Origin of the sequence: Streptomyces sp. NPDC059003, from assembly GCF_042740445.1 — a bacterium.
GTDB lineage: Bacteria > Actinomycetota > Actinomycetes > Streptomycetales > Streptomycetaceae > Streptomyces.
Window position 1 is genome coordinate 1 of record NZ_JBHYJH010000278.1, and the last position, 7,119, is coordinate 7,119.

Consider the following 7,119-nt stretch of genomic DNA (forward strand, 5'->3'; position numbering starts at 1 on the left):
CGTTTGAGGAGCGGGGTCTGGGGCGGAGCCCCAGGAAAGGGCGGGCGGGTGGGGGAATCAGCCTGCCCGGCGTTTGAGGGCGAGGCGCGGAGCGCCGGATAAAAGGGGGTCCGGGGGCGGAGCCCCCAGGGGACGCGCGGCGCGTGGGGGCGGTGTGTGCCGTCCGGCCGGAGCGTGCCGAACAAGCCACCCCACCAGGGGGTTTGACGTGCGCGGCCGTGCCCCGGTCCCTGCCCGGCAGCGCCCCCACGCCCGCCTGGGTGCGCCCCTGGGCAATCTGGAAGGATTGTCATCGTCATGGTGCAGATACCCGAGCAGCAGCCCGACCCTCCGCCGCAGGACCCCGACCCCGCACCGCACGCCGTGCCGACGAGCGCCGACGTCGCACGCCTCGCGGGCGTCTCCCGCGCGACCGTCAGCTACGTACTGAACAACACCAGCGCCGTCCGGATCAGCGAGCCCACGCGCCGCCGCGTCCACGAGGCGGCCAAGGAACTCGGGTACGTCCCGCACGCCGCGGCCCGCAGCCTGCGCGCCGGACACACCCGCATGGTCCTGATGCCCACGCCGCAGATCGCGGTGGGCCCGCTGTTCAGCCGGTTCTTCCTCGAACTCCAGTGGGCGCTGAGCCGGTTCGACTACACCGTCGTGCAGTACGGCAGCGTCGGACTGAGCGGCGAGGAGGCCGCCCGCGCCTGGGCGGAGCTGCGCCCCGTCGCCGTCCTCGCCCCCGACGCCACCGCCCTCGGCGCCCGCGGCGTCGGCGTCCTCAAGCGCTCCGGCGCCAAGGCCGTCTTCACGCTCGGCCCGCAGCGGGCCGAGGGGGCGCACGCGCTCCTGATGGACCAGCGCCTGGTCGGCCGCAGCGCCGCCGAGCACCTGCTTGCGCGCGGCCGCCGCCGCATAGGCGTCGTCGTCCCCGAGGAGCCCGGCCTCGAACCCTTCTCGCGGCCGCGCCTCGACGGCGTCCGCACCACCGTGCAGGGCGCGGTCGACGGCGAGGTCACCGCGCTGCCGCTCGCGTACGGCGAGGAGTCCGCCGCCCGGCTCGCGGCCCGCTGGCCGGGGCTCGGGCTCGACGCCGTCTTCGCGTACAACGACGAGTACGCGATGCTCCTGATGCGCGCCCTGCAGGACCAGGGCGTGCGCGTCCCGGACGACACCGCCGTCGTCGGCGCCGACGACCTCATGCTCGGCCGGCTCCTGCGCCCCCGCCTGAGCAGCATAAGGATCGAGCTGCCGTCGGGCCGCGGCCTCGCCGAGCTCGTCGACCGCGCGGTCCGCGAGCCCGGCGCGCGGCCGGAGGTCCACGACGTGCTCGGTGCGAGCGTGGTGCACCGCGAGTCGAGCTGAGCACCACCCCCTGCCGCGGGGCTACTGGCCCTGGCCGCCCTCCTTGGCCTGCTGCTCGGCCACCGACTTGCGCACCTCGTCCATGTCGAGCTTGCGGGCCTGCCCGATGACGTCCGTGAGCGCGGACTCCGGCAGGGCGCCCGGCTGCGCGAACACCGCGACCTGATCGCGGACGATCATCAGCGTCGGGATGGACTGGATGCCGAAGGCGGCCGCGAGCTCCGGCTGGGCCTCCGTGTCGACCTTGCCGAACAGCAGGTCGGGGTTTTCCTCCGCGGCCTTCTCGTAGACCGGCGCGAACTGGCGGCACGGCCCGCACCAGGACGCCCAGAAGTCGATCAGGACGAAGTCGTTCTCCGTCATCGTCCGGTCGAAGTTTTCCTTCGTGAGCTCCACGGTCGTGCTGCTCATGGTGATTCTCTCTTCCTGATGTGGGCGAAGCCGTCGTGCACAACGGCCGCGGCGGCGGCCGTATTCCGCGCGCGTACCCGTGTGGCCACGCCGCACACCTGGTACCAGACTGTCCCCATGACGCAATCCACCGACGCCACGGGCGGCACACAGGCAATCACGTACGACGTCGTGGTCATCGGCGCGGGACCGGTGGGCGAGAACGTCGCCGACCGGGCGCGCGCGGCGGGCCTGAGCGCGGCGATCGTGGAGAGCGAGCTCGTCGGCGGTGAGTGCTCGTACTGGGCGTGCATGCCCAGCAAGGCGCTGCTCCGGCCCGCCGTGGCCCGCGCCGACGCCCGCCGCGTGCCGGGCCTCGAGCAGCTCGTCCAGGGCCCGCTCGACGCGCCCGCGGTCCTCGCGCACCGCGACGACTACGCCTCCCACTGGAAGGACGACGGGCAGGTCGGCTGGCTGGACTCGATCGGCGTGGACCTGTACCGGGGGCAGGGGCGGCTCGCCGGGACGCGCCGCGTCACCGTCACCGGCCCTGACGGGTCCGTCGTCGTGCTCGACGCACGGCACGCCGTGGCCGTCTCCACCGGCAGCCGCGCCGTCGTCCCCGACCTGCCCGGCGTCGCCGACGCCAGGCCCTGGACGAGCCGGGAGGCGACCAGCGCGGACCACGTGCCCGGACGGCTCGTCGTGGTGGGCGGCGGCGTCGTCGGTGTGGAGATGGCCACGGCCTGGCAGGCCCTCGGCTCCCAGGTGACGCTGCTCGTGCGCGGCGGGGGACCGCTGCCGAAGATGGAGCCGTTCGCCGGTGAGCTGGTGGCCGACGCGCTGCGCGAGGCGGGCGCCGACGTCCGCACGCACACCTCGGTGAGCGCTGTGCGCCGCCAGGGCGCCACCGTCACCGTCGAGCTCGACGGCGGCGGCACGGTCGAGGCCGACGAGATCCTCTTCGCGACCGGCCGCGCGCCCCGCACCGACGACCTGGGCCTCGAGACGGTCGGCCTCGAACCCGGCGCGTGGCTGCCCGTCGACGACAGCTGCAAGGTCGAGGGCAGCGACTGGCTGTACGCGGTGGGCGACGTGAACCGGCGCGCGCTGCTCACGCACCAGGGCAAGTACCAGGCCCGTATCGCGGGTGCCGCGATCGCCGCCCGCGCCCAGGGCGTCCCGCTCCTGGAGACCGACCGCTGGGGCGCCCACGCGGCCACCGCCGACCACGCCGCGGTCCCGCAGGTCGTCTTCACCGACCCCGAGGCCGCGTCGGCGGGCCTCACCCTCGCCGCCGCCGAGGCCGCGGGGCACCGCGTCCGCGCCGTCGACTACGACCTGGCGTCCGTGGCGGGCGCGGGCCTGTACGCCGACGGCTACCGCGGCCGCGCCCGCATGGTCGTCGACCTGGACCGCGAGGTCCTCCTCGGCGTCACCTTCGTCGGCCCCGGCGTCAGCGAGCTCATCCACTCGGCCACGGTCGCCGTCGCGGGCGAGGTGCCCATCGACTGCCTGTGGCACGCGGTGCCCGCGTACCCGACGATCAGCGAGGTGTGGCTGCGGCTCCTGGAGACGTACCGGGGCTGACGCGGAGACGTACCGGGGTTGACGCGGCGTCAGGTCCCGCTCCCCGCCCGTCCGCTGACCGATCCGATCAAGCCGTGTCATGGCCGGATGCGGTGGTGGGCGGCCGCTGACGGTGATGTTCTCGCCGATACTGGTCCCGGCCGGGTGAGCGGTACGACGGAGAGCGGGGGCACGGTGGATCCCATATCGCTGGGGATGGTCACGGCGACGCTGGCGGCGGTGGGATCCGGGATGGCCAACGAGGCGGGGAAGCAGCTCTACACGCTCGTCGGCGGCCTCTTCGGGACGGACACCCGGGCACCGGACCGCTCCGCCGGACTCACCGCCCTGGCGCCGGAACTGCTCGCGGCGGCGCGCCAGGACCCGGTGGTGGCCGGACGCCTCGCCGAACTCGGGCGCCTCGCGGACCAGGCGCTGCGGCGGCCCGCAGCGCTCTCCGTGCCCCAACTGCCCGTGCCGGTACGGCAGTTCGTCGACCGTCAGGAGCCGCTGCGGCGGCTGCGCCGCGAGGCGGCCCGCAAGCACGACGGCCGTCCGCGCCGGGTCCTGCTGTACGGACCCGAAGGAATCGGCACCACGGGGCTCGCCGTGCGGTTCGGCGCGGGCGAGGAGGACCGCTTCCCCGACGGGCGCCTGTACGTCGACCTCGCCGGTGGACCCGCGGGCGCGGGGCTCGACGCCGAGGCGGCCCTGCGGACGGCCCTGCGGGGCCTGGGTGTCGACGGCCGAGACATCCCGCCGGGGCCCGGGGACCGGGCCGCGCTGTTCCAGCGCCTGCTCGCGGGGCGGCGGCTGCTCCTCGTCCTCGACCACGCCCGGTCGGCCGCGCAGGTCGGCCCGCTGCTGCCGTCCGCGTCCGGTGTCTTCACCCTCGTCGTCGCCCACCGCCGCCTGGTGGGCCTGGACGCCGAACCCGTCGAGGTCACCCCGCTCTCCCGCCGCCACGCGAAGCAGCTGCTCACCGAGGCGGCGGGCAAGGAAGCGGTGGACTGGCTCGGCCCCGCCCTGCCGCCCACGCTGTCCCGGTGCGCCGGATCTCCGTACGCCCTGTGGGCCACGGCGGCCCTCCTGTCCGACGACACCGCGTCCGGGAGAACTTCCGGGACGACTTCCGGGAGGACTTCTGTGCAGGGCGACGGCTCCCCGAGTACCGACCAGGCCGTCCTCGACGGCCTCTACGACGCCCTGGACCCCGACCTCGCCCGCCTGTACCGCCGTGCCGCGCTGTGGCCCTGGCCCGCGTTCACCGCCGGGCCCGCCGCCGCGGCCGCCGAGCTGGACGAGGGCGTCACGGCCGGGCTCCTGGACCGCCTCGTGGAGCGCAGACTCCTGGAACAGGCCGGTGCGGGCCGCTACCGCTACCGGCCCTCCGTACGCGGCCACGCGGAGCGGGCGGCGGCCCGCGAGGACGGCCTCGCCGGGTGCGCGCGGGCCGTGGAGCGCGCCGTCCAGTGGTATCTGCGGTTCGCCGTGCAAGCCGACCTGGACGCGCTGCCGGAGCGCTGGCACGTGGCGGCGGCCTTCGCGCAGGCCGTACCGGGAACGTACCCGAGCAGGGGCGCGGCCCTCGCGGCGCTCGTCGACGAGCTCGGCAACCTGGTCCAAGCCGTGCTCGCCGCCCGGGAGTTCGGCTTCGGGGACACCGCCTGCACGCTGATGGAGGCGCTGTGGGCGGTGCAGCTCAAGGCCGGGCGGCACGAGGCGCTGCTGCCCGCGCTGCGGGCGGCGGCGGAGGTCGCCGACACGGTGTGCCCGGGCACGAGGACGGCCGGGCGCATGCACACGTACCTGGCGTCCGCCCTCATCGAGACCCTCGACTTCGACGAGGCGGCGCGCGAGGCCACCGCGGCCCGCACCGCCGAGCGGCTCGCGGGACACCTGCGGGGCGAGGCCACGGCGGTCGAGACGCTGGGCCGCGTCGAGCTCGCCCGCTGGGGTTTCCGGGAGGCCGACGAGCTGTTCGCCGAGTCGGGGCGCATCGCCGACGGCATCGGCCCCGACGACGACGGCCACGCCGATCTGCCGCGCATCCGCGCCCTGCTGCGGCGCTTCCGTGGCCGCGCCCAGCGCGGCATCGCCCTGCGCGAGGGGCTTGCCCTGGACGGGGCCGAAGGGCTGCTGCGGGAGGCGGTGCGGTTCTTCGACGACAGCGGCGAGCCGTACAACGCGGCCCGTGCGCGGACCGACCTCGCCGAGCTGTACGTCCTCAGCGGCCGCCGCGAGGCCGCGGGGCCCCTCATCGACTGGGCCGTCGAGGCGCTCACCAGCGAGGGGGCCCACTACCACGTGGCGTATCTGCGGGCGCTGCGCGACGGGGACGTCAGCGGGCCGGGGGACCGGCGGGAGTGACGGGACCGGCGGGACCCGGGGGAGTGACCGGATCCGCGGGAGTGACGGGGTCCGCGGCGACGGGTGTGACCGACACCGTGTGCGCGGTGTCGCCGGTCCACACCGTCAGGCCGCCCGCCAGTTCCTCCGGCCCCTTGCCGGACGCGAGCCACGCGAACAGGGCCGAGGCGCACGCGGCCGGGTCCGCCGCCCCCGGCCCCGAGGCCAGGCGCAACAGGCGGCCGTCGCGGGTGCGGACGGTGCACTCGCCGGGCCCCGTGATGTACGCGGCGAGGCCGCAGTGCGGATGCCGCTCCAGGACGTCCGCGGCCCACGCGGCGGGCGGGCCGAGCCGCGGGTCGTCCGGCGCGCCCTCGCGCAGGATCACGTCGGCGACGGTGAGCCGGCGCGGGTCCAGGGTGTCCTCGTGCACCGCGGTGTGCGCCTGGCCCTCGGCGTCCGGTTCCTGCCGGGGGTCCGCGTAGCGGGCGACCGCGACCTCGCCCGCGCCGCGCAGCCGGGTGATGACACGGATGGGGGCGGTGCGCACGGGCGGCTGGTACGGCGGCAGCGGCAGCGGGTCGAGGAGCGCGGGCGCGGCGGGCTCCGCGAGGCCCATGAGCCCGTAGAACGTCCGCCGCAGCAGCTCGGCCGCGCGCCCCGGAGCGGACGAGGTCAGCTCCGCGGGGGCGGGGCCGGAGCCGGGGGCGGGGCCGGGTGCCGTGCCGTGCCGGTCGAGGGCCGCGTCCAGCTGCGGGCGCAGCGGGCGGTACGGGTCGAGCCGGGGTGCTCCCCGGACGAAGGCGGCGACCGGTGAGTCCTCGCCGAGGCCGCGCGTGTCGGCGGAGCCGAGCACGACCGGCGTGCCGAGGGCCGCGCTGTAGTACGACACGGACCCGAAGTCGCCGAGCGTCAGGTCGGCGGCGACGAGCGCCTGCCGCCAGCCGTGCAGCGGGTCGACGAGCGTGAGCCCGCCCCGGGACGCGCGGTCGAGTCACATCCTGATCTGACCGGGGCCGTGGCCGTGCCAGATGTTGGGGTGCAGGACCGCGGCGACGCGGTACTCGTCCGCGGGCAGCTCGGCCGTGAGGCGCGGAAGGAGCGAGGGCAGTACGTCGTCGCCGCCGTCACCGAAGAGCGACTCCGGGTTCCAGGTGGAGTTCAGCAGGACGAGCCGCTGCCCGCGCCGCACCCCGAGCGCGCGGCGGAACCGCTCCCGGTACGGCCGGGCGGCGAGCAGCCGGTCGAAGCACGGGTCCCCGCCGAGCACGGCGGCCGGCGCGGCCTCGGGGCAGGCGGCCCGCAGCCGCTCGACCTGCTCGGGGTGCGAGAGGACCAGGGCGTCCACGAACGGCACCCCGTCCGCAAGCAGCCACTCCGCCGAAAGCCCGAACACCGGGCTCGGCTCGGCTCGGCTCGGCTCGGCTCGGCTCGGCTCGGCTCGGCTCGGCTCGGCTC

Annotated in this window: 5 protein-coding genes and 1 pseudogene; 3 read left to right on the plus strand and 3 right to left on the minus strand. The window is 76.1% G+C overall.

Annotation, left to right across the window (positions count from 1 at the left end; all coding sequences use genetic code 11):
* Window positions 1-297 precede the first annotated feature (297 nt).
* Window positions 298-1,353: a LacI family DNA-binding transcriptional regulator gene (locus ACFWZ5_RS43225; RefSeq protein ID WP_384803446.1), complete on the plus strand. Its 1,056-nt coding sequence runs from the start codon at window positions 298-300 to the stop codon at window positions 1,351-1,353.
* Window positions 1,354-1,374: 21 nt separating this feature from the next.
* Here ACFWZ5_RS43225 and trxA read toward each other — a convergent pair whose 3' ends face one another.
* Window positions 1,375-1,764 (minus strand): thioredoxin, encoded by a 390-nt coding sequence (gene trxA / locus ACFWZ5_RS43230; RefSeq protein ID WP_384803443.1) that lies wholly within the window; start codon window positions 1,762-1,764, stop codon window positions 1,375-1,377.
* A 117-nt stretch (window positions 1,765-1,881) separates the two neighbouring features.
* Here trxA and ACFWZ5_RS43235 point away from each other — a divergent pair, with 117 nt between their 5' ends.
* Both ACFWZ5_RS43235 and ACFWZ5_RS43240 read left to right on the plus strand, forming a co-directional pair.
* Window positions 1,882-3,333: a dihydrolipoyl dehydrogenase family protein gene (locus ACFWZ5_RS43235; protein WP_384803440.1), complete on the plus strand. Its 1,452-nt coding sequence runs from the start codon at window positions 1,882-1,884 to the stop codon at window positions 3,331-3,333.
* Window positions 3,334-3,507: 174 nt separating this feature from the next.
* Entirely contained in the window at window positions 3,508-5,682 is a 2,175-nt protein-coding gene (locus ACFWZ5_RS43240) for a tetratricopeptide repeat protein (protein ID WP_384803438.1), read from the plus strand.
* On the opposite strand, the gene ACFWZ5_RS43245 is transcribed toward ACFWZ5_RS43240, so the two are convergent.
* Together ACFWZ5_RS43245 and ACFWZ5_RS43250 are read right to left on the minus strand one after the other, a co-directional pair.
* Window positions 5,654-6,553 carry a hypothetical protein gene (locus tag ACFWZ5_RS43245; RefSeq protein ID WP_384803435.1) on the minus strand — a complete coding sequence of 300 codons (900 nt, stop codon included), beginning with the start codon at window positions 6,551-6,553 and terminating at the stop codon, window positions 5,654-5,656. The genes ACFWZ5_RS43240 and ACFWZ5_RS43245 overlap by 29 nt on opposite strands.
* A gap of 102 nt (window positions 6,554-6,655) precedes the next feature.
* A pseudogene (locus tag ACFWZ5_RS43250) lies at window positions 6,656-7,119 on the minus strand (hypothetical protein); the annotation flags it as partial.

Excerpts from the sequence above, each read along its gene's own strand:
- ACFWZ5_RS43225 (WP_384803446.1), top strand. The coding sequence starts at position 298 with ATGGTGCAGATACCCGAGCAGCAGCCCGACCCTCCGCCGCAGGACCCC.
- trxA (WP_384803443.1), bottom strand. The coding sequence starts at position 1,764 with ATGAGCAGCACGACCGTGGAGCTCACGAAGGAAAACTTCGACCGGACG.
- ACFWZ5_RS43235 (WP_384803440.1), top strand. The coding sequence starts at position 1,882 with ATGACGCAATCCACCGACGCCACGGGCGGCACACAGGCAATCACGTAC.